The following is a 26,371-nucleotide window of genomic DNA, read 5'->3' on the forward strand; positions in this document are numbered from 1 at the left end:
ACCGCGACGGACGGACACACCGCCCACCACGAGGACCGGACTCACGCCTCGGAAGCGGCCTCGTCGCCGGAGCCCTCGGCCGGAGCCTCTTCCGCCTGCGCGGACAGCACCTGGATGACCACGGCGTCGTCCTCGACGTCCAGCGTCACACCGGCCGGCAGGGTGACATCCTTCGCCAGGATCGACGCGCCCGCCTCAAGACCCGCCACCGACACGGTGAACGACTCGGGGATGTGCGTCGCCTCGGCCAGCACGGGCAGCGTGTTCAGCACGTGCTCCAGCAGGAAGTTGCCCGGGGCCAGGTCACCCTCGGTCAGCACCATGACCTCGACGTTGACCTTCTCGCCGCGCTTCACCAGCAGCAGGTCCACGTGCTCCAGGTGACCGCGCACCGCGTCACGCTGAACAGCCTTCGGGATCGCCAGCTCGGTCGCGCCGTCCACGTCCAGCGAGATCAGGACGTTCGGCGTACGCAGCGCCAGCAGCAGCTCATGGCCCGGCAGCGTCACGTGAACCGGGTCCGTACCGTGCCCGTACAGCACACCGGGGACCTTGTCCTCACGGCGGATACGGCGGGCGGCACCCTTGCCGAACTCGGAACGGGTCTCGGCGACAAGCTTGACCTCGGACATCAGCACTCCTCGTAGAAGAAACAGACAAACGGCCGTCACCCGGCCACACGACTGGCCTGCTACGAAAGAGCGCGTCGATAACGGACCGCCGCACAAGAATGCGGCCTCCCTCGCCGAGCAACTTCACCAGCTTACTCGGCGGGAAGGCCGCACTCCAAAAGGATCACCCGGGGACGGCCACCACCACGGCCACCCCACCGGGCACGACGACTACGACTGCTCGTCGAACAGGCTCGTCACCGAACCGTCCTGGAACACCTCACGCACCGCACGCGCGATCGTCGGCGCGATCGACAGCACCGTGATCTTGTCCAGCTCCAGCTCGTTCGGCGTCGGCAGCGTGTCCGTCAGCACGAACTCGCTCACCTTCGAATTCTTCAACCGGTCCGCCGCCGGACCCGACAGCACACCATGCGTCGCCGTCACGATCACGTCCTCCGCGCCATGCGCGTACAACGCGTCCGCCGCCGCACAGATCGTGCCACCCGTGTCGATCATGTCGTCGACCAGGACACACACCCGGCCCTTCACATCACCGACGACCTCGTGCACGGTGATCTGATTCGCCACGTCCTTGTCACGACGCTTGTGCACGATCGCCAGCGGCGCGCCCAACCGGTCGCACCAGCGATCCGCCACCCGCACCCGGCCCGCGTCCGGCGACACCACGGTCAGCTTCGACCGGTCCACCTTCGCACCCACGTAGTCCGCCAGGATCGGCAGCGCGAACAGATGATCCACCGGACCGTCGAAGAACCCCTGGATCTGATCCGTGTGCAGATCCACCGCCAGAATGCGGTCCGCACCCGCCGTCTTCATCAGATCCGCGATCAGCCGCGCCGAGATCGGCTCCCGCCCGCGGTGCTTCTTGTCCTGCCGCGCATACCCGTAGAACGGCACGATCACGGTGATGCTCCGCGCCGACGCCCGCTTCAACGCGTCGATCATGATCAACTGCTCCATGACCCACTTGTTGATCGGAGCCGTGTGGCTCTGGATCAGGAACGCGTCCGCACCACGCGCCGACTCCTGATACCGCACATAGATCTCACCATTGGCAAAATCAAAAGCCTTCGTCGGAACGATCCCGACCCCCAGCTGATGAGCGACCTGCTCCGCCAACTCAGGGTGAGCGCGGCCGGAGAAGAGCATCAATTTCTTCTCGCCGGTCGTCTTGATCCCGGTCACAGCACAGTCTCCTCGACGTGTTTCGCGGCTGCCGCACCCGTCAGCGTCCCTCAGCGACGAGTCAGCCGAATCAATGACCCAATCCAGCGGAATGAGTGCACCTATCACGGTACGCCGTGTCGGACGCACCCGTTTCCGGTCAGCTTTCGCCACCGGCCTCCCGGGCAGCCGACTCCGCGGCCTTCGCCGCCGCGCTCCCCGGACGCTTCCGCGCCACCCAACCCTCGATATTCCGCTGCTGGCCACGGGCCACCGCCAGTGAACCGGGCGGCACATCCTTCGTGATCACCGACCCCGCGGCCGTATAAGCCCCGTCCCCGACCGTGACAGGCGCCACAAACATGTTGTCCGAACCCGTACGGCAATGGGACCCCACAGTCGTGTGGTGTTTGTCCCGCCCGTCGTAGTTCACGAACACGCTCGCCGCACCGATGTTCGTGAAGTCACCGATCGTCGCATCACCCACATACGACAAATGGGGCACCTTCGTCCCCTCACCCAACGACGCGTTCTTCAACTCCACATACGTACCCGCCTTCGACCGCGGACCCAGCACCGAACCCGGCCGCAGATACGCGAACGGCCCCACCGAAGCCCCCGCACCCACCACAGCGCCCACGGCCACCGAATTGTCCACCCGCGCCCCCGCGCCGACCTCCGTGTCCGTCAGCCGCGCGTTCGGACCCACCTCGGCACCCTCACCCACCGACGACGCACCCAGCAACTGCGTCCCCGGATGCACCACCGCGTCCCGCCCGAACGACACCGACACATCCACCCACGTCGACAACGGATCCATCACCGTCACCCCCGCCAGCATCGCCCGCTCCAGCAACCGGTCGTTCAGGATCCGACGCGCCTGCGCCAACTGCACCCGGTTGTTGATCCCCGCGATCTCCCGGTGATCCCCCGCCACCGACGCACCCACCCGATGCCCCGCGCCCCGCAGGATCCCCAGCACATCCGTCAGGTACTCCTCACCCTGACTGTTGTCCGTCCGCACCCGCCCCAGCGCCTCCGCCAGCAACGCGCCGTCGAACGCGAACACCCCCGAATTGATCTCCCGGACCGCCCGCTGCTCCTCCGACGCGTCCTTGTGCTCCACGATCGCTGTCACCGCGCCCGTCGACGCGTCCCGCACGATCCGCCCGTAACCCGTCGCGTCCGGCACCACGGCCGTCAGCACCGTCACCGCGTTGCCCTCGGCCGCGTGCGCGTCCGCCAGCTCCCGCAGCGTCTGCCCGGTCAGCAGCGGGGTGTCACCACAGACCACGATCACCGTGCCCCCGACGGCCCCGCCCAGCTCCTCCAGGCCCATCCGGACCGCGTGCCCCGTGCCGTTCTGCTCGTGCTGCACGGCCGTACGCGTCTGCGGGTCGATCGCCGCGAGGTGCTCCGTCACCTGCTCCCGCGCGTGACCCACCACGACCACCAGCCGCTCCGGCTCCAGCTCGCGGGAGGCGGCCAGCACATGGCCGACCAGGGAACGGCCGCAGATGTCGTGCAGGACCTTGGGTGTGGCCGACCTCATACGGGTGCCCTCACCCGCTGCGAGTACGACGACGGCGGCCGGGCGAATGGTGCTCACGGTATGCCCTTCGGCTTCGGTGCGTGGGTTGGACCACCGCAGGATACCGGGGCGTAGGTCACCAGAAATGGGGACGGGTCCCGACCATGCGGTCAGGACCCGAACTTCGCAGCTCCCGGAGAAGGACTCGAACCCTCATTCAACGGACCAAAACCGTTTGTCCTACCTTTAGACGATCCGGGATAGTCTGCGCGCTATGTCCGAGTTCCGTGATCGGTGTCGGTCGAACGCGCAGCCAACACTATGCCGCACCACCAGCCTTCGATGCGACGGTATAGGTCAGCCCCGTTCCTGACGTCGACGCGCAGACAGCCGCGATAGCCGTCCTCGGTGTTCTTCCGGTCGGTCGTGGGCTTGTGCCTCTTGAGCGTCGTCTTGCCGAGCTCCTCGACGGTGATGCCGACCAGGTCGGCCCAGAACCTCTCGGCGGTGGGGATGTCGGCGGACTCGTGGATGTACAAGGAGAACCTGACCCGCCCGGGTTCCACCCCGACGTGCCGCAGCCAGGCGGTGAACACCTCGATCATCGTCGGGTCGCTGTTCATGAAGGTGACCCGCGCCTGGGGGCGGTACGGCTTGCTCTTCGTGCCCTCCGCCCAGTACAGACAGACGCCGGCGATGAGCAGCTGCTGATCGGTGAGCGCGCCGATCTCCGCCGTGGCCGCGCTCCGGGTCCGTTGTCGTTCGGCTTCGCGCAGCCGCATGGTCGGCTCCCAGCGGCGCTTCGCGGCGGCGGACGCCAGTGCCGGGTCGGCGGGGCGCCGTACCGGCTTCGGCAGGTCGCTCACCCAGAGGGATATCGAGCTCTTGGAGCACTTCAGCTCCGACTGGATCTCGTCGTATGTGAGGCCCTGGCGGCGCAGTTCGCGGGCGCGTGCGCGCACGGTGGGTTTGGCGTGGGGGTGGGTCATGGCTCCACGATCGTCCGGAATGCGGACGTCCGGGACCGGTTCTCGACTGGTTCACCAGTTCGAGTGATGTGGTCGATGACCCCTTCCTTTTCGTTACGTGCTGTGAGGAGTCGGGCGCGGAAAACTCCCCGGAAACGCGGTGCCGCGCGCCCGTACGCTGGGGGACATGACCACGACGGGGGAAGACCAGCACACGGCCTTGACCGGGCCGTGGTGGTGGGCGCGGCGGCGTAGTGCCGTGCTGGACGCGACGCTCGCGGCGGCGTCGGCGACGGAGTGTGCGGAGCGGGGGGCGGATTTCGCGCGGGGGGTGGGTCTGCCGGAGGCGCTGGGGCTGCTGCTGGGGGGTGCGGCGGGGACGGTGCTGCTGGTGCGGCGGCGGTGGCCGGTCGCGGTGGTGCTGGTGGCGATCGCGGTGACGCCGGCGGAGATGGGTTTCCTGCTGAGCGTGGTGGGTCTGTACTCGCTGGCGGCGTCGGAGCTGCCGCGGCGGATCATCGCGGGGCTGGCGTCGATGTCGTTGCTGGGCGTGCTGATCGTCTCGTATGTGCGGACCACGCAGGACGTGGCGTCGGGGGCGTCGACGCTGGGTGACGGTCTGGTGCCGTTCGTGGCCGTGACGATGTCGTTGGGGCTGACGGCTCCGCCGGTGCTGCTGGGGCTGTATGTGGGGGCGCGGCGGCGGCTGATGGAGAGTCTGCGGGAGCGCGCGGATTCGCTGGAGCGGGAGCTGATGCTGCTCGCGGAGCGTGCGGAGGAGCGTGCGGAGTGGGCGCGGAGCGAGGAGCGGACGCGGATCGCGCGGGAGATGCACGATGTGGTGGCGCACCGGGTGAGTCTGATGGTGGTGCACGCGGCGGCGTTGCAGGCGGTGGCGCGGAAGGACCCGGAGAAGGCGGTGCGCAACGCGGCTCTGGTGGGGGACATGGGGCGCCAGGCGTTGAGTGAGCTGCGGGAGATGCTGGGTGTGCTGCGGACGGCCGACGGGGTGAAGCCGGTGGCGGTGGGCGCGGGTTCGGGTGGTTCGGTGCCGTTGGCGTCGGTGGGGGTGGCGGCGGCTGCCGCCGCTTCGCGGGCGGCGGGTCAGGTTTCGGAGGGTCCGTCGTTGGCGGATCTGGACGAGTTGGTGGGGCAGTCGCGGGTGGCGGGGATGTCGGTGGTGCTGTCGGTAGAGGGGGATTTGCGGCGGTATGCGGCAGAGGTGGAGCAGACGGCGTACCGGGTGGTGCAGGAGGCGTTGACGAACGTGCACAAGCACGCGGCGGGCGCGAAGACGTATGTGCGGTTGGCGCACCGGGGCGCCGAGATCGCGATGCAGGTGGAGAACGAGGCGCCGGTGGCGGTGGACGGTGTGGGGGCCGGGTTGCCGAGTGGCGGGAACGGTCTGGTGGGGATGCGGGAGCGGGTGGGCGCGCTGGGCGGTGTGTTCGTGTCGGGTCCGACGGACGCGGGGGGTTTCCGGGTGTCGGCGGTCATCCCTTGCGGGGTGTGACGGGCGCTTGAGGGGTGCGACGGGCGGCCTGCCGGGTGCGGGGCGCGGCGTGGGCGGTGCGGGCGGTGTCGCCTGTGCCGCCTTTGGTGTCCGTGGGGCCGCTCGTGTCCCCCCTGCTGCCGGTGCCCGGTGCCCGGTGCCCGGTGCCGGTGCCGGTGCCGGTGGGGGTGTCAGGTGCTGAGGCGTGGGGGGTGGGTGCCGGTGACGAGGGTGGCGAGGGCGGCGTCGATGGTGGCGCCGAGGTACCAGTCGCCGGTGTGGTCGAGTCCGTAGACGCGTCCTTCGGTGTCGATGGCGAGCAGGGCCTGGTGGTCGTCGGGGGTTCCGGCGGTGAGTTCCTCGCCGAGCGGGCTGACCTGGGTGCCGAGGGCGCGGCCGAGGTCGGCGAGGGTGCGGGCGAGGTGGAGGCCGTGCAGGGGGTCGAGGCGTGCGGCGGTGGGGGCGACGGGGCGGCCGGGTCCGGGGGGCATGGGTCCGGGGGTGAGGTGGAGGCCGCCGAACTCGGCCCAGGCCTCGACGGCGGCGGGGAAGACGGCGTGCTGGTGTCCGCCGGGTGAGGTGTGGGCGCGGAGGGTGTCGGCCCAGTATTCGGCTTGTTTGATGTCCCAGCGTCCGGGTTCCCATCCCGCCGCGCGCAGGGCGACATCGACGGGGACGGGGAAGCGGGTGGTGGAGGTCCGGTCGGGGTGCATCTGGTGTCTCCGGCGGGTGCCTTGGTGCGGGGGCGTGCGGGTGCGGGTGCGTGGGTGCGGGTGGCGGGTCAGGGCCTGCGGGTACGGGGGCGGGGGCGGGTACGGGTGTGCGCTCGCGCGCGCGGGTGTTCCGCTCCGTTCGGGGTCGTCCGGTTCATGCCCAGGGGCGGGCCGGTGGCGGGTGGGCCGGCTGCCCGTGCGTCCGGTGGCGGGTCATCCGGTGGTGGGGTCGACGACGCGTACGCCGAAGTGGGCGGTGAGGGCGGTGCAGGCGCGGCAGGGGTGGGCGAAGGTGCCGTGGAGGGGGTCGTCGTCCTCGCGGATGCGGCGGGTGGTGAGTTTGGCGTTCTTGAGGGCTTTGCGCCCTTCGCCGTTGGTCATGGGTCTGCGGCGGGCGCGTTTGGAGCGTTCGCCGTCGGCGGTGGTGAGGTGGCGCGAGATGAGCAGCGTCTCGGCGCAGCGTCCGGTGTACCGGTCCCGGCGTTCGCTCGTGAGGGTGTCGAGATAGTCCTGTACGAGGGGGTGCAGGGCGGGGGGCCGGTCGCCGCGGGCGGCGGTGCCGGTGAGGGTGGCGCCGCGGACGGAGAGTGCGGCGGCGACGGTGGGGAGGATGCCGTCGCGGCGGTGCGCGAGGGTGGGTGTGTGGGGGGTGTGGTCGGTGCTCCAGCCTACGCGGGGGTCGCCACCGGGGTCGGTGGGTGTGGTGGATGTGCTGGGTGTGGTGCTCATCGTGATGCGGTTTCCCTCCCCGCGGGAGGGTGCCGGCTTGGTCGTCGCCGCCCCCGCGTGCGGTGTCAGCCTGCCAAACGGGGCTACCGGTGCGGAAGTCGCGGTGGTGTGACACGCGTGTCGTTCGTCTTTGGGTCACGTCGTTGTGACTGGAGGTCACCGGATCGACGGGTCGGTGACCGGTGTTGCGGTTCGGCATAGGCTGTTGCCGACCGAGTTCCGTCCGCATCGATCACGTACATGATCACGTATCGATCCATCCCAGTGCCGCAGGGGGGCAACCGCCATGACGACAGGTCGGCTCGGGCAGCAGACCGCGCCGCCGAACGCGGCGTACGCCGGGCAGGTCGTGCATTTCCCGGACCCGGTCCGGGCTGCGCGGCATCCTCGGGGGGTGCGGGTGGACGAGAGCGGTTTCCCGGATTTCTCGGCGTTCGCGCGGGCGGCGGCGGAGATCGCGGAACCGCCCGAGGGTTTCGGCGTCGACGAGTTGCGGTTGACGGACTACGTGTCGGCGAACGCGGTGCTCGCGGCGGAGGGTCATCCGTTGTGGGAGTCGGTGGCGCCGGTGGCGACACCGCACGGGTGGACGTGGCATCACGTGCCGGGGACGCGGCGGCTGGAGCTGGTGCCGGTCGAGGTGAAGGCGTTGCTCCGGCATCACGGCGGGCTGGCGACGGCGCCGGTGGATCAGGGCAAGCGCGGCACGCGGCCGTTGCAGGAGACGCGTCCGGCGCATTTCGCGCTGCCGCGGGGCGCGGCGGCGGTGTCGGAGTCGCAGGTGCTCGCGGTGGAGGAGGACCTGGGGTACCGGTTGCCGGGTTCGTACCGTTCGTTCCTGAAGGCCGCGGGCGGGTGCGCTCCGGTGGGGGCGGCGCTGGACGCGGAGCTGGGGCTGCTGGTGGACCAGCCGTTCTTCACGGTGCGTGACGAGGCGGCGGTCAATGATCTCGCGTATGTGAACAAGTGTCTGCGGGATCACCTGACGAAGGACTTCCTCGGGGTCGGTTTCGTGCAGGGTGGTCTGCTGGCGGTGAAGGTGCGGGGCGAGGCGCCGGGTTCGGTGTGGTTCTGCCCGTACGACGATGCCCGGGACCGGGACGGCTGGTCGGTGGAGGAGCGGGTGCGGCGGTTGCTGCTGCCGTGCGGTGACGACTTCGACGGGTTCCTGTCGCGGTTGGCGGGGAGTCCGCCGGAGTTGGAGACGGTGGCGAATCTGATGGTGGACGGCGGGTTCGCGCGGTCGGTCCCGGTGGGCGGCCAGGGCGTGGGCCCGGCGGCGGGGGAGTGAGTTCTCGATGGTGACGTTCGCGCAGGCGCAGGAGCGTGGCGAGGAGTGGGTGAACGCCGAGGTCCCGGCGTACCAGCACCGGGAGGTGCGGGTGCGGGAGTTCGCCCTGGGTTTCGTGGTGTGGGCGGAGGACCGTGCGGAGGGGCCGCGTTCGGACGGTGGCGCCCAGCGGTTGGTGATCGCCCGGGACGGCGGTGAGGTCACGCTGTGGCCGGGGCTGCCGGTGGGTGAGGTGATCCGCCGGTTCGAGGAGGAGTACGGGGCGCAGGCGGCGGTGGAGCCGGTGTCGTCGGTTCCGGAGCGGATCGATCTGCATCAGACATCGTTCCTGCTGAGTCCTCCGGAGTGGTTGCAGGAGGCGGCGGACAAGCTGGGGATCCCGGACCGCCGGGGGGACGGAACGTCGGGTTCCGGTTCGTCCGGCCGGGGCACGTCGGGTTCCGGTGCGTCGGGTGCCTCCGGTTCGGGTGACTCGGGTGCGTCGGGTGCCGGGCGTGCGGTGGACGCGGGTTCGGGTGCGGGTGTGTCCGGGGGCGGTTCCGCTGGTGCGGCCGGTGGTGCCGGTGCCGGGGTGCCGGGTGGTGCCGCGGCGTCCGGGGCATCGCCGGATGGCTCGTCGAGCGGGTCGGGTGTTCCGGCTGTGCCGGGCAGTTCGGCTGCCGCTGGTCCCCAGGTTGTGCCTGGTGCGCCTGGTGTTCCGGGTGTGCCCGCTCAGGGGGGTGCCGAGGGTCCCGCGGAGACGTTGCCGGGGCCGGTGCTGTCGCCGAGGACGACCGCCGGGCCCGGCGGGGGTACGGGGGACCCGGCGGGTGCGTGGCCCGGTGCCGCGTCCGACGAGGTCCGGGAGCCGACGGCGCGGGAACCCGTGACGGGCGACCCGACGCCATGGGCGGGGACGGACACGGCCGGGCGCGGTGCGGACGGTTCGGTGCCGCTGCCCGAGACGGTGTTCGCGGCGCCGGTGGCGGACGAGAAGCCGCCGTTGGTCCTGCCGGACGCGCCGACGGCGCTGATGTCGGGCGGCAGCGGGCTGCCGCCGACGGCGGTGACGCAGACGATGAGCCCGTCCCCGCCGGTACCGGCCACGCCTCCGCCGGGTGTGCCGTCGACCCCGCCGCCGGGTGGCTATCCGCCCGCGCAGGGGCCGTCGGGTCCCGCGCAGGGGTCGTCGGGTGGTGCGGGGGGTGTTCCGCTGCCTCCGCCGCATGGGACCCCGCCGCATGGTGCGCCGTTCGGTACGCCGCCGCAGGGCCCGCCGTTCGGTACGCCGCAGCAGGGGGCTTCCGGGTACGGGCATCCGCAGGGTGCCGCCGGTACGGGCACCCCGCCGCCGTACGCGGGTCCGGGGCCGGGTGGTGCCGGTCAGGGCGTCGCCGGTCCGGGTGGCGCGCCGCACGGCGCCGTTCCTCCGGGTGGCACGGGCGGGTCCGGGGGACCGGGTGCCGCTGATTCCTCGCAGGGCGCGCGGGACATCGCGGAGGCGGCCACGAGCAAGGCACGTCGTCCGTCGCGTGGTGCGCGGGCGGGTACGGGTGCGTCCGTGCCGCCTCCGCCTCCGCCGCCGCCCGGTGTCCCGGGTGCGCGGCCGGGGACGCCGCCTCCTGCCGCGCCGCCCGCGCCGCCGTCGTCGGGGCCGGGTGCTCCGGGGACCCCGGCGGGCGGTTACGTACCGACCCAGCTCATCTCGTCACTGGGGCCGGAGGGCCCCGGCGCGCCGAACCAGCCGAACCAGCCCGGTCAGTCGAACCAGCCCGGTCAGCCCGGTCAGCCGGGTCAGCCCGGTCAGCCGGGGCACCCGGCTCCTCCGGGTCCGCCCGGTGTGCCGGGGACTCCTCCGCCGCCTGCCGCGCCGGGTGCTCCCGGCGGGCCGGGGGGCGGGGTGCATCTCGCGGCGACGATGCTCGCGGGTCCGGCGGTGCCGGGTCCCGGGGCGCCGCCGCCTCCGCCCGGCGCCCCTGGCGTTCCGGGCGCCCACGGCGTCGCCGGTGGTCCTGGTGGTCCTGGTGGACCGGGCGGCCATGGTGCGCCCGGCGGGCCGGGTGTTCCGGGTGGGTCCGGTCCCGGGATGCCGCCGCCGGCGCCCGGTGCGCCGGGGGGCGGGTACGGGTATCCGCGGGGCGCGGGTCAGCCGACGGTCGGGCCCGGGTACCAGGCGGTGCTGCGGTTCCGGGCGGCGGACGGCTCCGAGCAGCAGGTGATCCGGCGTTCGGCGCCGGGTACCCCGCATCCGGAGTGGCAGATCCTGCACGAGCTGCGGGCGATGAACGTGCCGCCGCAGCAGGTGCTTGAGCTGCACACGGAGCTGGAGTCGTGCGAGCTGCCGGGCGCGTACTGCGCGCGGATGATCCGCGAGAGCTGGCCGCAGGCCCGTATCACCAGCATCGCCCCGTACGGCCGTGACCACGCGTCGCGGCAGCAGGGCATGGGACAACTGCTGGCCCATCAGGGCGAGTTGCACCAGGTCGCGGACGGGCCCGCGCGGCCGGGTCCGGTACGGGCGCCGCTGCCTCATGTGCAGCCCGCGGCGCCGGTGGGGCCGGAGGCCGTCGCGCAGGAGCTCGCGGCGGTGTTCGGGCCGGGTGTGTTCCGGTTCGACCAGCGGGCGGTGTCCCGGCAGGGGGTGCCGGAGGCGGTCGCGGTGACGCTCGTATGGGCGGGGCTGCCGGTCGACCTCGGGCCGTTCTTCTGGGCGCAGGCCCAGCCGGGCCGTCCGGTGCCGACGCTGGCGGAGCTCGCGCAGGAGCGCGGGGTGCAGCCCGCGCCGGACGCCGGTTCGTACCTGGTGATGGGCAGCGACTTCGGCAAGGCGATCTGTGTCCAGTACGGGACGGCGAACATCGTCGCGGTCCCGGTGGAGGCGGGGCCGGGCGGGACGTCCGTCGCGCCGCAGTTCGTGAACACGGGGCTGCCGGAGTTCGTCCGCTGCCTGGCGTTGCTGGGCCGGATGTGGCGGCTGCGGTACGGGCTGAACCAGGAGCAGGCGGGACGCTGGACGGTGGACTTCCAGGCGCAGCTCGCCGCGCTCGACGGGGCGGCGCTGGGTTCGCCGGAGAACTGGTGGTCGGTGCTGCTGGAACAGATGTGGGACGGCCTGCTGTAGCCCGTCGGGCGTGGGTCGGCCGTTCGGTTCGTTCAGTTCGTCTAGTTCGTCCGGCTTGTTCGGTTTGTTCGGTGGGAAGGCGCTCGGCCCGGCAGGGGCCGGGCGCCTTTCGCCGTGTCGGGGCGGGGGCGCGGTCCGGTGGGTAGGGACGGGTAGGGAGAGGGGGAGGTAGGGGGAGTGTGCGGGGGCGGTACCCCGATTCCGACTTTTGACGGGTTCGGGCGCATCCTTGAGCGAGTGGAGGGGTGGAGTGTCGGTGTTTGATCCGTTCCGGGTCGGTTCCGGCCATGTCGTGGAGAGGAATGACAGGTGAGCAGTGCGTCGGCGTCGCCCCATGGCTTCGACACCCAGCGGGGCCGTGGCTACCGGCCCGAGCAGGTCGACCGGCAGGTGTCCGAGTTGTCCCGGCTGGGGGACGAGGCATGGGAGCGCGTGGCACGGCTGGAGGCCCTGGCCGAGGAACTGGCGGCGCGGGCCGCGCGGCTGCGTGAGGAGGCGGCCGCGCTTCCCCCGCAGACCTATGTGTCACTGGGCGAGCGGGCGGCGGGCCTGCTGACGACGGCCGAGGAGGAGGTCGCGGCGGTGGCGGAGGCCGCCCGGGACGCTGCGGCGCGGGCGGTCGCGGAGGCGCAGGAGGCCGGCCGGCTGCTGGCCGCGTCGGCGGCGGAGCACGCGCGTGCGGTGCGGGACGCGGCGGACACGGCGGCCGAGGAGCGGCTCGACGCGGCGCGGGCCGGGGCGGCTCAGGCGCGGGAGGCCGCGGAGCGGGCGGCCCGGGAGCTGCGGGGCGCGGCGGAGGAGACGCTGGCGGACACCCGGCAGCGGACGGACGCGTTGCTCGCCGAGCAGGAGCGGGAGCTGGCGGAGCGCCGGGAGGTGACCGGTCAGGCCCTCGCCGGGCAGGAGGCGGCTGCCGACGCGGCACGTGCCGAGCTGCTGTCCGCGGCCGAGGCGCGGCTGGAGGAGGCGCGGCGTGTGCACGCGCGCGCCGAGGAGGCGGCGCGGCACGGGCAGGAGGACGCGGATGCCAAGGCGGCCGAGGCGTTGGCCGGGGCGGCCTCGCGGGAGGAGCTGATCGCCCGTGAGACCGAGCGGGTGCTCAGGGAGCACGGGGAGCGGTGGGACGAGGTCCGTGCGCATATGGCGCATGTGCGCAACAGCCTGGCGGCGCTGACCGGTAGGGCGGCGGGGGAGGAGTAGGGGGTCGCGGGTCGCCTTCGCTTGCGCTTCCCAGGTCTGTCCGGCGGGACGCACTTCGTTCCTGTGCCGTCGTTCGTGGGGTGCGCAGTTCCCCGCGGGTCGCCTTCGCTTGGGCTTTCGAGGTCTGTCCGGCGGGACGTGCTTGTTTGCTGTGCCGTCGTTCGTGGCGTGCGCAGTTCCCCGCGCCCCTGGGTGGTGCCCCTTCGGGTCGCTCTTCGGGTGCGGGTCTGTTCTCGTTCTCGCGCAGTTCCCCGCGGGTCGCCTTCGCTTGCGCCTCCGAGGTCTGTCCGGCGGGACGTGCTTGTTTGCTGTGCCGTCGTTCGTGGGGTGCGCAGTTCCCCGCGCCCCTTTGGGGCGCTTCCGGCCGGTTCTTCGGGGCGGGGCCGGTCGGGATTCTCCGTCCTCGCTCCAACGCGCTCGGTACGACGTCCAGTGGTCGGACTGAAGAGCATCGGAGTCTGCGGGCAGAGATTCCCGCCCACCCCCTCCCGTAGCCGGGCGACTGCGGGAGGGGGTGGGTTTTGAGGGGTGCGGGGACCCCGGATCCGGGCGGTGTCGGTGGTTCTTGCGGGTGACGGACTTGACCCTTCCGTGGGGGGAGGGGGGAGGGTCGGCTGCGTACAAGGGTGGAGCCGACCCTGAGATGTCTCCCTCGTGGGGCGGAGAACCCCTAGGGGTACCTCGGTATCGGGGACCGGGGAGGCTTCGTACCACCGGAGGACGTGAACGCCCGGGGTGGTTCCTTAGATTGGCTTTATGCGGTGAGGGGGCGGGCTGCCGGATCGGGCGGCCGGTTCCTTCCTGTGGGCCACAGGGCCGGGGGTGGGGTTTTCCCCAGGGAAAGACTGCGCTGCGCACCAGGGCGCGGGACACCCTCCGGGTCCGAGACTGGTCGCCGTACGAGAACGAGACCTGGTGTCCGCCGATCCTGCCTGCTGTTCCCGGCGGACACCCTTCGCCTGAAGCTGACCGATATAGGAGACATACCGTGACATCGGCTGTGACCATCCCCAGGCACGGGGGTACTGGAGAGCGTACGGCCGTAGCCGCTCGGGCTCGGCAGGTGGTGAAGGCGTACGGCTCGGGGGAGACCCGGGTCGTCGCGCTGGACCACGTCGACGTGGACATCGCGCGGGGCCGGTTCACCGCGATCATGGGCCCCTCGGGGTCCGGCAAGTCCACGCTCATGCACTGCCTCGCCGGGCTGGACACGGTGTCGGGCGGTCAGATCTATCTGGACGAGACCGAGATCACCGGCCTCAAGGACAAGAAGCTGACCAAGCTGCGCAGGGACCGGATCGGCTTCATCTTCCAGTCGTTCAACCTGCTGCCGACGCTGAACGCCCTGGAGAACATCACGCTCCCCATGGACATAGCGGGCCGCAAGCCGGACCGCGCCTGGCTGGACCGTGTCGTGGAGACGGTCGGTCTCGCGGGCCGGCTGAAGCACCGGCCCACGCAGCTCTCCGGCGGTCAGCAGCAGCGGGTCGCCGTGGCGCGGGCCCTGGCCGCCCGCCCCGAGATCATCTTCGGTGACGAGCCGACGGGGAACCTCGACTCCCGGGCCGGTGCCGAGGTCCTCGGCTTCCTGCGCCGCTCGGTGGACGAGCTGGGGCAGACGATCGTGATGGTGACCCACGACCCGGTGGCCGCGTCGTACGCGGACCGCGTGCTGTACCTCGCCGACGGCCGCATCGTGGACGAGATGCTGCGGCCCACCGCCGAGGCCGTGCTGGACCGGATGAAGGACTTCGACGCCCGGGGGCGCACGTCATGACGGTCCTCAAGACGTCCCTGCGCAACTTCGCCGCGCACAAGGGACGGATGGTGCTGTCGGCGGTGGCGGTGCTGCTGTCGGTCGCGTTCGTCTGCGGCACCCTGGTGTTCACGGACACCATGAACACCACCTTCGACAAGCTGTTCGCGGCGACGGGCTCCGATGTCACGGTCTCCGCCAAGTCGTCCGGCGGGGCCGCGGGGGATGCCCCCGCCAACGGCCGTCCGGAGACGGTGCCCGCGTCGGTCGTGGGCGAGGCGGCGAAGGCGCGGGGCGCGGCGGACGCCGAGGGCTCGATCGCCTCCACCGGGGTCACGGTGGTCGACGCGAAGGACAAGAACGTCGGACCCACGTCCGGCGCCCCCACCATCGCGGGCAACTGGACGCGCAACGACGAGCGTTCCATGGAGATCAGCTCCGGGAACGCCCCCCGCGGGCCCACCGAGGTGATGGTCGACGCGGACACCGCCGACAAGCACGGGCTGGAGCTCGGTGAGGAGCTGCGGACCATCACGGCCACCGGCGACTTCACCGCGAAGATCTCCGGCATCGCCTCCTTCAAGGTCACCAACCCGGGCGCGGCGATCGTCTACTTCGACACGGAGACCGCTCAGCGCAGGCTCCTCGGCGGCACGGACGCGTTCACCCAGATCAGTGTGACCGCCGCCGACGGGGTCAGCGACGCCCAGCTCAAGCGGAACGTCGGCGACGCCCTGGGCGCCGGCACCTTCAAGATCCAGACGCAGAAGGAGTCCGCGGACGCGGGCCGCGAGGAGGTCGGTTCCTTCCTCGACGTGATGAAGTACGCGATGCTCGGCTTCGCCGGGATCGCCCTGCTCGTCGGCATCTTCCTCATCGTCAACACCTTCTCCATGCTGGTCGCCCAGCGCACCCGGGAGATAGGCCTGATGCGGGCGATCGGTTCGTCCCGCAAGCAGATCAACCGGTCCGTGCTGCTGGAGGCGACCCTGCTGGGGATCGTCGGCTCCCTGCTCGGCATCGGCGCGGGTGTCGGACTGGCCGTGGGCCTGATGGAGCTGATGGGCTCCATGGGGATGGAGCTGTCCACGGAGGACCTCACCGTCAAGACGGCGACCCCCGTGATCGGCATGGTCCTCGGTGTCGTCGTCACCGTCCTCGCCGCGTACCTCCCGGCCCGCCGCGCGGGCAAGGTGTCCCCGATGGCCGCCCTGCGGGACGCGGGTACCCCCGCCGACGGCAAGGCCGGTCTGATCCGGGGCGGGATCGGTCTGCTGCTCACCGGTGGCGGCGCCGTGGCGCTGTACATGACGGCGACCGCCGACAAGGCGAGCGACGGCTCGATGTTCCTCGGGGTCGGGGTCGTCCTCACCCTCATCGGGTTCGTCGTGATCGGTCCGCTGCTCGCGGGCGGTCTGGTCCGGATGCTGAGTGTCGTGGTGCTGCGGGCGTTCGGCCCGGTGGGCCGGATGGCGGAGCGTAACGCGCTGCGCAATCCGCGGCGTACGGGAGCGACCGGCGCGGCCCTGATGATCGGCCTCGCGCTGGTGGCGTGTCTGTCGGTCGTCGGCTCCTCCATGGTCGCCTCCGCGACGGACGAGCTGGACAAGTCGGTCGGCGCGGACTTCATCGTCCAGTCGAACACCGGCCAGGGCATCGTCCCGCAGGCCGAGAAGACGATGCGGGGCAGCTCCGACCTGTCGCACGTCACCCGCTACAAGCTGGTCGACGCGAAGATCACCACGCCGGACGGGAAGACCGAGAGCAAGGAACTGTCCGCGGCCGACCCGACGTACGCGAAGGACCTGCGCCGCGAGACCGTCGAGGGCGACCTGGCCGCCGCGTACGGCAAGGACGCGATGTCGGTGGACACCGAGTACGCGAAGAAGCACAAGGTGAAGCTCGGCGACACGCTGAGCGTCGCGTTCAAGGGCGGCGACACGGCGAAGCTGAAGGTCGCCGCGATCACCTCCGCCGATGTGACCGTCGACATGGACAGCCGCTACGTCAACATCAGCACTGTCGAGCGCTACCTGCCGGCCGAGCGGATGCCGCAGAGCTCGATGCTCTTCGCCAAGGCCGAGGACGGCAAGGAGGAAGCGGCGTACACGGCGCTCAAGGACGCCATGAAGGAGTACCCGCAGTACGCGGTGCGGGACCAGACCGACTACAAGGAAGAGCTCCAGAACCAGATCGGTCAGCTCCTGAACATCGTGTACGGGCTGCTGGCGCTGGCGATCATCGTCGCGGTGCTCGGTGTGGTGAACACCCTGGCGCTGTCGGTGGTGGAGCGGACCCGGGAGATAGGTCTGATGCGGGCGATCGGGCTGTCCCGCCGCCAGCTGCGCCGGATGATCAGGCTGGAGTCGGTCGTCATCGCGCTGTTCGGCGCGCTGCTCGGGCTGGGCCTGGGGATGGGCTGGGGCACGACCGCGCAGAAGCTGCTCGCGCTGGAGGGTCTCGGGGTGCTGGAGATCCCCTGGCCGACGATCATCACCGTCTTCGTCGGTTCCGCGTTCGTGGGACTCTTCGCGGCGCTGGTGCCCGCGTTCCGGGCGGGCCGGATGAACGTGCTCACGGCGATCGCCACGGACTGACCTCGCGGCGGCGAACGGGGGGCGCCCGGTACCGAGACACCTCGGTACCGGGCGATCCCGTTTCCCCCGTCACCCCTGGGGTCCCCCACCTGGACGTACCTGTCCCCGTGCGGGTCGCCTTCGCTCGCGCTTCTGAGGTCTGTCCGGCTGGGCGCACATGTCCCCGCACAGGTCGTTCGTGGGTGCGCAGTTCCCCGCGCCCCTGGATGCTGCCCCTTACGGTCGCTCTTCGGGTGCGGCCCGGTCCTCGTTTCGCGCAGTTCCCCGCGCCCCTGAAGGGGCACCCCTCTCCCCGCGCAGTCGCCCGGCTACGGGAGGGGGTGGGCGGGAATCTCTGCCCGCAGACTCCGATGCTCTTCAGTAGCTCCGCTGGACGTCGTACCGAGCGTGTCGGATCGAGGACGGAGAATCCCGACCGGCCCCGACCCGAAGAACAAGCAGATGGCGCCCCAAAGGGGCGCGGGGAACTGCGCGAAACCACCGAGCGACGGCACAGGAACGAGTGCGCAAGGCCGGACAGACCTAGGAAGCGCAAGCGAAGGCGCACGGCGTACGCTGGGAAGCCCCCGGTCCGACCAGAACCGGGGCGTTCGTGTTGCCCCACCCACCCGGGACGGAAACCCTTCATGAGCCTGCACGCTCTGCTGAACGCCGTTGCCGAGGACGCGGCACTCACCGAGGCGGTGCAGGCCGCCCGGGACGCCCGACGCCCGCACATCGACCTGGTGGGCCCCCCGGCGGCCCGCCCCTTCGCGGTGGCCGCCCTCGCGAGAAGCGCGTCCCGCACGGTCCTCGCGGTGACCGCCACCGGCCGCGAGGCCGAGGACCTCGCGGCGGCCCTGCGCTCCCTGCTCCCCGCCGACCGCGTCGTCGAGTACCCCTCCTGGGAGACGCTGCCGCACGAGCGGCTGTCCCCCCGCTCCGACACCATGGGCCGCCGCCTCGCCGTACTGCGCCGCCTGTCGCACCCCACCGACGACGACCCCGAGACGGGCCCCGTCTCCGTGGTGGTCGCCCCGATCCGTTCCGTGCTCCAGCCGCAGGTCAAGGGCCTGGGCGAGCTGGAGCCGGTGGCGCTGCGCACCGGACGCCAGGCGGATCTCGGCGCGACGGTCGAGGCACTGGCCGCCGCCGCGTACGCCCGGGTGGAGCTGGTGGAGAAGCGCGGCGAGTTCGCCGTACGGGGCGGCATCCTGGATGTGTTCCCGCCGACGGAGGAACACCCGCTGCGGGTGGAGTTCTGGGGCGACGACATCGAGGAGATCCGTTACTTCAAGGTCGCGGACCAGCGGTCGCTGGAGGTCGCGGAGCACGGTCTGTGGGCGCCGCCGTGCCGGGAGCTGCTGCTCACCGACGAGGTGCGGGCCCGTGCCGCGGCCCTCGCCGAGGCCCACCCGGAGCTGGGCGAACTCCTCGGGAAGATCGCCGAGGGCATCGCGGTGGAGGGCATGGAGTCCCTGGCGCCGGTCCTCGTGGACGACATGGAGCTGCTGCTCGACGTGCTCCCGGCGGGCAGTATGGCCGTGGTGTGCGACCCGGAGCGGGTACGGACCCGGGCGGCGGACCTGGTGGCGACCTCGCAGGAGTTCCTCCAGGCGTCCTGGGCGGCGAGCGCGGGCGGCGGCGAGGCCCCCATCGACGTCGGCGCGGCCTCCCTGTGGTCCATCGCGGACGTCCGGGAGCGGGCCCGTGAGCTGGACATGATGTGGTGGACGGTGTCCCCGTTCGCCGCGGACGGCAGTGCCACCCCCGACGGGTCGGACACCCTCAAGCTGGGGATGCACGCACCGGAGTCGTACCGGGGCGACACTGCGCGGGCCCTCGCCGACACCAAGGGCTGGCTCGCGGACGGCTGGCGCACGGTGTTCGTCACCCAGGGACACGGCCCGGCGGTCCGTACCGTCGAGGTGCTCGGCGGGGAGGGCATCCCGGCCCGCCTCACCACCCTCGGCACCCCGGACGAGGCACCCACCGGCAAGGCAGCCCCCGGCAGGGCAGCCCCGGGCAAGGCAGCCCCCGGCAAGGCGGGCGCGACCGAGCCAGGGGTGGACACCTCCGGCGCCGGCCTGACCCCCGCACTCGTGCACGTGGCCTGCGGCTCCATCGAGTACGGCTTCGTGGACCCGGTCCTGAGGCTCGCCGTCCTCACCGAGACCGATCTGTCCGGCCAGCGGTCCACGGGCAAGGACGGCCAGCGGATGCCGGCCCGCCGCCGTAAGACGATCGATCCGCTGACCCTGGAGACGGGCGACTACATCGTCCACGAGCAGCACGGCGTGGGCCGCTACATCGAGATGGTCCAGCGGACCGTGCAGGGCGCGACCCGTGAGTACCTGGTGGTGGAGTACGCGCCCGCCAAGCGCGGCCAGCCCGGCGACCGGCTGTACATCCCGACCGACCAGCTGGAGCAGATCACCAAGTACGTCGGCGGCGAGGCGCCCACCCTGCACCGGCTCGGCGGTGCCGACTGGACGAAGACGAAGGCCCGCGCGAAGAAGGCGGTCAAGGAGATCGCGGCGGACCTGATCAAGCTGTACAGCGCCCGGATGGCGGCGCCCGGCCACGCCTTCGGCCCGGACACCCCCTGGCAGCGGGAGCTGGAGGACGCGTTCCCGTACGCGGAGACCCCCGACCAGCTCACCACGATCGCCGAGGTCAAGGAGGACATGGAGAAGACGGTCCCGATGGACCGTCTCGTCTGCGGCGACGTGGGGTACGGCAAGACGGAGATCGCGGTGCGGGCCGCGTTCAAGGCGGTCCAGGACGGCAAGCAGGTCGCCGTCCTCGTTCCCACGACGCTGCTGGTGCAGCAGCACTTCGGCACGTTCAGCGAGCGGTACGGGCAGTTCCCGGTGAACGTCCGCGCGCTCAGCCGGTTCCAGAGCGATTCCGAGGCCAGGGCGACCCTGGAGGGGTTGCGGGACGGCTCCGTCGACATCGTGATCGGTACGCACCGGCTGTTCTCGTCGGAGACGAAGTTCAAGGACCTCGGCCTGGTCGTGGTGGACGAGGAGCAGCGGTTCGGTGTCGAGCACAAGGAGCAGCTGAAGAAGCTGCGGGCCAATGTCGATGTCCTGACGATGTCGGCGACGCCGATCCCCCGCACGCTGGAGATGGCGGTGACGGGCATCCGCGAGATGTCGACGATCACCACCCCGCCGGAGGAGCGCCATCCGGTGCTCACGTTCGTCGGTCCGTACGAGGAGCGGCAGATCGGTGCGGCGATCCGGCGGGAGCTGCTGCGCGAGGGCCAGGTCTTCTACATCCATAACCGGGTGGAGTCGATCGACCGGGCGGCGGCGCGGCTGCGGGAGATCGTTCCGGAGGCGCGGATCGCGACGGCGCACGGCCAGATGTCGGAGCAGGCGCTGGAGCAGGTCGTCGTGGACTTCTGGGAGAAGAAGTTCGACGTGCTGGTGTCGACGACGATCGTGGAGTCCGGTATCGACATCTCCAACGCGAACACGCTGATCGTGGAGCGCGGTGACAACTTCGGTCTGTCGCAGCTGCACCAGTTGCGCGGCCGGGTCGGGCGGGGCCGGGAGCGGGGGTACGCGTATTTCCTGTACCCGCCGGAGAAGCCGCTGACGGAGACCGCGCACGAGCGGCTCGCGACGATCGCCCAGCACACCGAGATGGGCGCCGGTATGTATGTGGCGATGAAGGACCTGGAGATCCGGGGCGCGGGCAATCTCCTCGGCGGCGAGCAGTCCGGTCATATCGCGGGCGTCGGCTTCGATCTGTACGTACGGATGGTGGGCGAGGCCGTCGCGGACTACCGGGCGTCGCTGGAGGGCGGGGTGGAGGAGGAGCCGTGGCTGGAGGTCAAGATCGAGCTGCCGGTCGACGCGCACGTCCCGCACGACTACGCGCCGGGGGAGCGGCTGCGGCTCCAGGCGTACCGTTCGATCGCGTCCGCGAACACGGAGGCGGATGTCACCGCGGTCCGTGAGGAGCTGACCGACCGTTACGGCAAGCTGCCGGAGCCCGTGGAGAACCTGCTGCTGGTGGCCGGGCTGCGGATGCTGGCGCGGGCGTGCGGGGTGGGTGAGGTGGTCCTTCAGGGCACGAACATCCGCTTCGCGCCGGTGGAGCTGCGGGAGTCGCAGGAGCTGCGGCTGAAGCGGCTGTACCCGGGTTCGGTGATCAAGCCCGGTACCCGGCAGGTCCTCGTACCGCGCCCGAAGACGGCGAAGGTCGGCGGCAAGCCGCTGATGGGCCGTGAGCTGCTGGCGTGGACGGGCGAGTTCCTGGCGTCGATCCTGGGCTCGTAGCGGCGTACACCGGTACGCCGGTACATCGCGCCGTACCGGCACATCGGCACATCGGCACATCGGTGCACCGCCGGACCGCCGTACCGAGGTACCGGTACGGCGGCGGGGTGCGGTGCCGGACCGCTGTGGTCCGGTACGGGGAGGGGAGTCGGATGAGGTCGGGTGCGGTGCCCGTGCGGCTGGCGGGGTTCGTGCTGGCGGTGGCCGTCGCGGCCACCGGTTGCTCACTGGAGCTGGACGGCGGTGGCGGCGGGGGCGGGGACAGCGGCGGCGGTCCGGACGGCGGTGCGCGGGGTGCGCCGGGCAGCGCGGTCGCGGCGGTGGACGAGCTGGCGGTGAAGGGCCGTGCGCCGCGTACCGGTTACGACCGGGACCGGTTCGGCAGCCCATGGGTGGACACCGACTCCAACGGCTGCGGCACCCGTGACGACATACTGCGCCGGGATCTCACCGAGGTGCGTTCGGGCGGCGGTGACCGGTGCCGGGTGATGTCGGGGACGCTCGCACGGGACCCGTACTCGGGCCGGGACGTGGCGTTCCGCCGGGGTGCGAGCCGGGTCGACATCGACCATGTGGTCGCCCTGTCCGACGCCTGGCAGAAGGGCGCGGCGAAGTGGGACCGGGGCAAGCGGGTCGCGTTCGCGAACGATCCGCTGAACCTGCTGGCCGTGGGTTCCCGCCCCAACCGGGCCAAGGGCGACGGTGACACGGCGACCTGGCTGCCGCCGAACAAGGCGTACCGCTGCGCGTACGTGGCCCGGCAGGTGGCGGTGAAGCGCAAGTACCGGCTGTGGGTGACGGCCCCGGAGCGGTCCGCGATGCGCCGGGTGCTGGACGGCTGCCCTTCCGAGTCCCTGCCGAAGGGCGGCAACCCGACGAAGGCGCCCCAGCGGTACGCGCGCTGAGCGGTACGGGGTCCGGGGCGGTAGAGGCTGGTCCGGACGCGGTACGGGGTCCGGGCGGCACGGTGCGGTACGGCCCTCGCGGGGCACGGGTGCGGTACGCCCTTCGGGCGGCGTGCGGGTGCTCACCGCCGGGGACGGGCCGGGGTCAGTCGCCGGGTGCCGCCGCTTCGAGGTCCGCGACGCTGCCCGACATCACCGTCCGCACATGCCGGGTGAGGTGTGCGGCGGGCCAGTCCCACCAGGCCACGGCCAGCAGCCGGGCGATGTCCCCGGCGTCGTAGCGGGTGCGGATGAGGCGGGCGGGGTTGCCGCCGACGATGCCGTAGTCGGGTACGTCGGAGGTGACCACGGAACCGGCGGCGATGATCGCGCCGTGCCCGATCCGCACCCCGGGCAGCACGGTCGAGCCATGGCCGAACCAGACGTCGTTGCCGACGACGGTGTCACCCCGGCCGGGCAGTCCGGTGAGCAGGTCGAAGTGCTCGGCCCAGGAGCCGCCCATGGTGGGGAAGGGGAACGTCGACGGGCCGTCCATCCGGTGGTTGGCGCCGTTCATGAGGAACCGGGTGCCGGTGCCCAGGGCGCAGTACTTCCCGATGACGAGCTTCTCCGGCCCGTAGTGGTAGAGCACATTGCGGGTCTCGAACGCAGTGGGGTCGTCGGGATCGTCGTAGTAGGAGAACTCCCCGACCTCGATCAGCGGGGACGTGACCAGCGGCTTCAGCAGCACGACGCGCGGCTGTCCGGGCATCGGATGGAGCACCGTCGGATCGGCGGGCACGGGCACGGGCATCGGGCGGTCCTCGCGTCGGCATGGGTGAACGTTTCCGTGCCCATGATCGCCGCACCGGGCCGTACGGGACACCGGGTTTTTCCGCGGTGGACGCGGGCGCCCCGCGCCGGTGGGTCCCCGGCCCCAGGACGGTTCGCCCGGGACTCCGGGGGGCGAACCGGCCGGAAGCCCGCACAGGTATCCGGCCGGAAGCCCGCGCAGGGAATCGGCCGGGGGACCGCGCAGGTGTCCCGGGGGCGTCACCGTACCGGCCGGGCGGGTCAGTAGTTGCCGTTGCCGATCATCTCGCCATCGGCGTCGTAGACGGTGACGAGGCCGCCGCCGTCGTCGGTCTTCCGCCAGTCCGCGAACGCGGAGGCGAGCAGCTTGGAGGGGCCCATGCCCTGGCCCATGAGGCCGCCCGTGTAGTCGGTGTAGATGTCGGCGGTGTTCAGCAGTCCGTCGACGTCCTCGGCGCCCTGCACCTTGGTGACGTGGCTGACGGCGTCCTTCTCCTTGGGGGTGCCGTTCTTGTTGACGAACGCCTTGAACTGGGTGGCCTGGGAGCCCTCCGCGTCCTTGTCGGAGTCCTTGGCCTTGCCGTCCTTCTTGGTGCCCTTGGCCGCCTCGCCCTTGCCGCTGGAGCCGGCCGACGTGGACGTGCTGGAGCTCTTCTTCTTGCCGCCCGCGCCGTCGTCCTCGGGTGTGCACGCGGCGATGCCGCCGAGTGCGGTGATGCCGATGACCACGCCGACCGCGAGCTTGCTCTTCATGCCCATGAAGGGTCCCCTCCCACAAGGTGAAGGCCCCCGAACCCGAGGTGCCGTTCGTTCGATGGGTCAATCACAACAGAAGCTGTGAACCGAGTCAACATGATGCTGTGTGGAAAAGAGATTCACGGCGTGAATAGGTCGGTCGTGGCTGGCTGGGTATGATCGACGCCACACGGGACACGGGGACGAAGGAGGTCGTGCGGTGCAGGACAACGCCACGGAAGTGACCGCTGCCGGGATCGCACGGCTCGCGGGGGTCGGGCGCGCCGCCGTCAGCAACTGGCGCCGCAGACACCCCGACTTCCCGAGGCCGGTCGGAGGCACCGAGACCAGTCCGTCCTTCGCCCTCGCCGATATCGAGGAATGGCTGCGCCGCCAGGGCAAGCTCGCCGAGGTCCCGCTGCGTGAGCGGGTCTGGCAGCAGCTCGCCGGCCACCCGGCGGGCCCCGTCACCGCACTGGTGCACGCGGGCTGCGCCCTGCTCCTGGTCCGCGACCGGCCCACCGACTGGCTGGAAATCACCGCCGTCTCCGACCGCCGGATGGCGGAGCTCCTCCCCGACGCGCTCGCCAGGGTCGTCACCACCCGCTTCGGCGCCACCCCGCCCGCCGCGCCCCCGCACCCGAGCCTCGGTTCACAGACCCCCGCACCCGCCGTCGGCGTCCCGGCCCCCGCCGAACTCGCCCTCTCGGTGCCGCTGCTGCGCGGGGTCGCCGAACTCGCCGCCGAACGCGGCGCCCGCCAGACCTACGAGTTCCTGCTCGGCCGCCACCTCGACGCCAACCCCCGCCAGTACACACTGACCCCCGCCGGACCCGCCGAACTCATGGCGGAACTCGCCGGGGACGCCCGTACCGTCCTCGACCCCGCCTCCGGCACCGGCACCCTGCTGCGCGCCGTCCGGGAACCCGCCGTCGTGCACGCCCAGGACGCCGCACCCGAACTCGCCGCGCTCACCGCCCTGCGGCTCGCCCTCCAGGGCGACGCCGAGGTCCACGCGCGCGCCGGTGACACCCTGCGCGCCGACGCCTATCCCGGACTGCGGGTCGACGCGGTCCTGTGCCACCCGCCGTTCAACGAACGCAACTGGGGCCACGACGAACTCGCCTACGACCCCCGCTGGGAGTACGGCTTCCCGGCCCGCACCGAATCCGAGCTGGCCTGGGTGCAGCACGCCCTCGCCCATCTGCGCGACGGCGGCACCGCCGTCCTACTGATGCCGCCCGCCGCCGCCTCCCGCCGCTCCGGCCGCCGTATCCGCGCCGATCTGCTGCGCCGCGGCGCGCTGCGCGCCGTGATCGCCCTGCCCGCCGGGTCCGCGCCCCCGTACAACATCCCCCTGCATCTGTGGGTGCTGCGCCGTCCCGCCCCGGACCACCACCCCGCCCAGCCCGAGGTCCTGCTGGTCGACACCGCCGGGGCCGGCGCCGACGGCCGCGCCCGCGCCGGCTGGCAGACCGTACGGGACGCCGTCCTCGACGCCTGGCGCCCCTACGACCGCACAGGCACCGCCGGGGAACGCCCCGGACTCAGCCGGTCCGTGCCCGTCATCGAACTCCTCGACGACGATGTGGACCTGGCCCCCGCCCGCCATCTCCCGCCGCCCGCGGCGGGCGGCGGCACCGCCGAACTCACCGCCGTACGCAGCCGCCTCGGCGACACCCTGCGGCTCACCGCCGACCTCACCCCGCCGCCGCCCGCCCCGGAGAGCGCCCCCCGGGCCCGCTGGCCCCTCACCACGATCGGCGAACTCGCCCGCGCGGGCGCCCTCGTCCTGCGCACCGCCACCGCCGTCCCCGCGAACGCCACCGCGCCCGCCGCCCCGGCCGCCCCCGGCCCCCGCACCCCCGTCCTCACCGACCACGACGTGGTCAGCGGGTCCCCGCCCACCGGCGAACTCCCCGACGGCGAACCGGCCGAGGACACCGTGCTCACCGAACCCGGGGACGTGGTCGTCCCGGTGCTCGGCGGCGGCGCGGTCGCCCGGGTCGTCGGCCCCGCCGACGCCGGGGCCGCCCTCGGCCGCAACCTCACCCTGCTGCGCCCCGACCCGGCCGCCCTCGACCCCTGGTTCCTCGCCGGATTCCTGCGCGGCACCGCCAACAACCGCCAGGCCAGCAGCTACGCGTCCACCGCCACCCGGCTCGACGTCCGCCGGATGCAGCTCCCCCGTATCCCGCTGGAGCAGCAACGGCGCTACGGGGACCGCTTCCGCACCCTCGCCGCGTTCGAGGACGCGCTGCGGCTCGCCGGACGCCTCGGCGAGCAGCTCGTACGCGGGATGCACGACGGACTCACCGACGGCAGCGTCCCGCCCGGGACCGACCCGGAACCCGGCCCACCCACCGCGCCGGACACCCGCCCGCCCACGCCCGGCACCCCGCCCCCGCCGCCGGGCACCGGCCCCCCGTCCGCCCCGGCCGCCTGACCAACCGGTTCCCCACCCGGAACCGCCGCACCCACCCGCCGTA

General features: G+C 72.0%; 17 protein-coding genes and 1 tRNA gene. 9 read left to right on the plus strand and 9 right to left on the minus strand.

Annotation, left to right across the window (positions count from 1 at the left end; translation table 11 throughout):
* Positions 1–41: 41 nt before the first annotated feature.
* The 5 genes from AB852_RS04765 to AB852_RS04785 form a co-directional block, all read right to left on the minus strand.
* Positions 42–632 (minus strand): 50S ribosomal protein L25/general stress protein Ctc, encoded by a 591-nt coding sequence (locus AB852_RS04765; RefSeq protein ID WP_073783808.1) that lies wholly within the window; start codon positions 630–632, stop codon positions 42–44.
* Between the two features lie 210 nt (positions 633–842).
* Positions 843–1,820, minus strand: a complete 978-nt coding sequence (locus AB852_RS04770; protein ID WP_073783810.1) for a ribose-phosphate diphosphokinase — start codon at positions 1,818–1,820, stop codon at positions 843–845.
* Positions 1,821–1,959: 139 nt separating this feature from the next.
* A complete protein-coding gene (gene glmU / locus AB852_RS04775; protein ID WP_073783812.1) occupies positions 1,960–3,408 on the minus strand; it encodes a bifunctional UDP-N-acetylglucosamine diphosphorylase/glucosamine-1-phosphate N-acetyltransferase GlmU in 1,449 nt (482 codons plus the stop codon).
* Between the two features lie 112 nt (positions 3,409–3,520).
* Positions 3,521–3,591 (minus strand) — tRNA-Gln (locus tag AB852_RS04780).
* An 11-nt stretch (positions 3,592–3,602) separates the two neighbouring features.
* On the minus strand, positions 3,603–4,319 hold the full coding sequence (locus AB852_RS04785; RefSeq protein ID WP_073783814.1) for a hypothetical protein: 717 nt from the start codon (positions 4,317–4,319) through the stop codon (positions 3,603–3,605).
* A 166-nt stretch (positions 4,320–4,485) separates the two neighbouring features.
* Here AB852_RS04785 and AB852_RS04790 point away from each other — a divergent pair, with 166 nt between their 5' ends.
* The gene (locus AB852_RS04790) at positions 4,486–5,811 is read left to right on the plus strand and encodes a sensor histidine kinase (RefSeq protein ID WP_073785425.1); all 1,326 of its coding nucleotides are present in this window, start codon (positions 4,486–4,488) and stop codon (positions 5,809–5,811) included.
* A 170-nt stretch (positions 5,812–5,981) separates the two neighbouring features.
* On the opposite strand, the gene AB852_RS04795 is transcribed toward AB852_RS04790, so the two are convergent.
* Together AB852_RS04795 and AB852_RS04800 are read right to left on the minus strand one after the other, a co-directional pair.
* Positions 5,982–6,503 carry an SUKH-3 domain-containing protein gene (locus tag AB852_RS04795; RefSeq protein WP_073783816.1) on the minus strand — a complete coding sequence of 174 codons (522 nt, stop codon included), beginning with the start codon at positions 6,501–6,503 and terminating at the stop codon, positions 5,982–5,984.
* A 213-nt stretch (positions 6,504–6,716) separates the two neighbouring features.
* The gene (locus tag AB852_RS04800; protein ID WP_073783818.1) at positions 6,717–7,232 is read right to left on the minus strand and encodes a YwqJ-related putative deaminase; all 516 of its coding nucleotides are present in this window, start codon (positions 7,230–7,232) and stop codon (positions 6,717–6,719) included.
* A 286-nt stretch (positions 7,233–7,518) separates the two neighbouring features.
* Here AB852_RS04800 and AB852_RS04805 point away from each other — a divergent pair, with 286 nt between their 5' ends.
* The 7 genes from AB852_RS04805 to AB852_RS04835 all read left to right on the plus strand — a co-directional run bounded on the left by AB852_RS04805 (position 7,519) and on the right by AB852_RS04835 (position 22,355).
* Positions 7,519–8,523 carry an HNH endonuclease gene (locus tag AB852_RS04805; protein ID WP_073783820.1) on the plus strand — a complete coding sequence of 335 codons (1,005 nt, stop codon included), beginning with the start codon at positions 7,519–7,521 and terminating at the stop codon, positions 8,521–8,523.
* Between the two features lie 7 nt (positions 8,524–8,530).
* Complete coding sequence (locus tag AB852_RS04810; protein WP_073783822.1) at positions 8,531–11,623, plus strand: SUKH-4 family immunity protein; 3,093 nt, start codon at positions 8,531–8,533, stop codon at positions 11,621–11,623.
* 309 nt (positions 11,624–11,932) lie between these two features.
* The gene (locus AB852_RS04815; RefSeq protein ID WP_073783824.1) at positions 11,933–12,823 is read left to right on the plus strand and encodes a hypothetical protein; all 891 of its coding nucleotides are present in this window, start codon (positions 11,933–11,935) and stop codon (positions 12,821–12,823) included.
* A 988-nt stretch (positions 12,824–13,811) separates the two neighbouring features.
* Complete coding sequence (locus AB852_RS04820; RefSeq protein WP_073783827.1) at positions 13,812–14,600, plus strand: ABC transporter ATP-binding protein; 789 nt, start codon at positions 13,812–13,814, stop codon at positions 14,598–14,600.
* The gene (locus tag AB852_RS04825; protein WP_073783829.1) at positions 14,597–17,176 is read left to right on the plus strand and encodes an ABC transporter permease; all 2,580 of its coding nucleotides are present in this window, start codon (positions 14,597–14,599) and stop codon (positions 17,174–17,176) included. Before AB852_RS04820 ends, AB852_RS04825 begins: the two co-directional genes overlap by 4 nt.
* Before the next feature lie 626 nt (positions 17,177–17,802).
* On the plus strand, positions 17,803–21,450 hold the full coding sequence (gene mfd, locus AB852_RS04830) for a transcription-repair coupling factor (protein WP_073783831.1): 3,648 nt from the start codon (positions 17,803–17,805) through the stop codon (positions 21,448–21,450).
* Positions 21,451–21,602: 152 nt separating this feature from the next.
* Positions 21,603–22,355, plus strand: coding sequence for an HNH endonuclease family protein (locus AB852_RS04835; RefSeq protein WP_073783833.1), 753 nt, complete (start codon positions 21,603–21,605; stop codon positions 22,353–22,355).
* A gap of 145 nt (positions 22,356–22,500) precedes the next feature.
* On the opposite strand, the gene AB852_RS04840 is transcribed toward AB852_RS04835, so the two are convergent.
* Positions 22,501–23,148 carry a CatB-related O-acetyltransferase gene (locus AB852_RS04840; protein ID WP_079184295.1) on the minus strand — a complete coding sequence of 216 codons (648 nt, stop codon included), beginning with the start codon at positions 23,146–23,148 and terminating at the stop codon, positions 22,501–22,503.
* A 260-nt stretch (positions 23,149–23,408) separates the two neighbouring features.
* Positions 23,409–23,900, minus strand: coding sequence for a hypothetical protein (locus AB852_RS04845; RefSeq protein ID WP_342748460.1), 492 nt, complete (start codon positions 23,898–23,900; stop codon positions 23,409–23,411).
* Positions 23,901–24,102: 202 nt separating this feature from the next.
* Between AB852_RS04845 and AB852_RS04850 the strand changes: the two genes are divergently transcribed.
* Positions 24,103–26,328, plus strand: coding sequence for an N-6 DNA methylase (locus tag AB852_RS04850; protein WP_079184296.1), 2,226 nt, complete (start codon positions 24,103–24,105; stop codon positions 26,326–26,328).
* Positions 26,329–26,371 lie beyond the last annotated feature (43 nt).

It is taken from the genome of Streptomyces uncialis, from assembly GCF_001905345.1.
GTDB lineage: Bacteria > Actinomycetota > Actinomycetes > Streptomycetales > Streptomycetaceae > Streptomyces > Streptomyces uncialis.

Excerpts from the sequence above, each read along its gene's own strand:
- AB852_RS04835 (WP_073783833.1), top strand. The coding sequence starts at position 21,603 with ATGAGGTCGGGTGCGGTGCCCGTGCGGCTGGCGGGGTTCGTGCTGGCG.
- AB852_RS04805 (WP_073783820.1), top strand. The coding sequence starts at position 7,519 with ATGACGACAGGTCGGCTCGGGCAGCAGACCGCGCCGCCGAACGCGGCG.
- AB852_RS04845 (WP_342748460.1), bottom strand. The coding sequence starts at position 23,900 with ATGAAGAGCAAGCTCGCGGTCGGCGTGGTCATCGGCATCACCGCACTC.
- AB852_RS04800 (WP_073783818.1), bottom strand. The coding sequence starts at position 7,232 with ATGAGCACCACACCCAGCACATCCACCACACCCACCGACCCCGGTGGC.
- AB852_RS04790 (WP_073785425.1), top strand. The coding sequence starts at position 4,486 with ATGACCACGACGGGGGAAGACCAGCACACGGCCTTGACCGGGCCGTGG.
- mfd (WP_073783831.1), top strand. The coding sequence starts at position 17,803 with ATGAGCCTGCACGCTCTGCTGAACGCCGTTGCCGAGGACGCGGCACTC.
- AB852_RS04785 (WP_073783814.1), bottom strand. The coding sequence starts at position 4,319 with ATGACCCACCCCCACGCCAAACCCACCGTGCGCGCACGCGCCCGCGAA.
- AB852_RS04825 (WP_073783829.1), top strand. The coding sequence starts at position 14,597 with ATGACGGTCCTCAAGACGTCCCTGCGCAACTTCGCCGCGCACAAGGGA.
- AB852_RS04795 (WP_073783816.1), bottom strand. The coding sequence starts at position 6,503 with ATGCACCCCGACCGGACCTCCACCACCCGCTTCCCCGTCCCCGTCGAT.
- AB852_RS04840 (WP_079184295.1), bottom strand. The coding sequence starts at position 23,148 with ATGCCCGTGCCCGTGCCCGCCGATCCGACGGTGCTCCATCCGATGCCC.
- AB852_RS04810 (WP_073783822.1), top strand. The coding sequence starts at position 8,531 with ATGGTGACGTTCGCGCAGGCGCAGGAGCGTGGCGAGGAGTGGGTGAAC.
- AB852_RS04765 (WP_073783808.1), bottom strand. The coding sequence starts at position 632 with ATGTCCGAGGTCAAGCTTGTCGCCGAGACCCGTTCCGAGTTCGGCAAG.